At 61.2% G+C, this 366-nt stretch carries 1 protein-coding gene; it reads right to left on the bottom strand.

The window, feature by feature from the left end; translation table 11 throughout:
• Window positions 1-176: 176 nt before the first annotated feature.
• On the bottom strand, window positions 177-366 hold a 190-nt coding region (locus VTU_RS0124835), incomplete at its 5' end, for an IS4 family transposase (RefSeq protein ID WP_029554741.1).

Below are 366 nucleotides of genomic sequence, written 5' to 3' on the forward strand. Positions count from 1 at the left end.
AGCGGCGCCAGAAACCGGCATTTCGGTTTTGGCGCAACGCCCGCCATACACTATGGGTTATTTCAGGAGCCCGCCATGCATGCTGGGCCTGTGCAGCAGGCAAGAGCCCGTTTCAGTGAGCCGCTTGGGGCTTGGGTCAGGGTTTTCCATGGCCGAACGGCGGCAAGCCCATTTCGTTATACACAGCTCCCCTGAGCCTGAAGCTCGCGACAGAACCTGATGCCAGCGGCAAAGTCAAGAATGCGCTGCATTCCCAGCCAGATGGTCTTGACTCCGGGCTCACCATCGCGCTTTCGCGCAAGAAAGCCCCCCAGCCTGGCAATCAGCCGCACCACCTCGTTGAGCGTGGGCGGCTCCTTGGGCAAC

The sequence above is a fragment of the Verminephrobacter aporrectodeae subsp. tuberculatae At4 genome (assembly GCF_000193225.1).
Taxonomy (GTDB): domain Bacteria; phylum Pseudomonadota; class Gammaproteobacteria; order Burkholderiales; family Burkholderiaceae_C; genus Acidovorax; species Acidovorax aporrectodeae.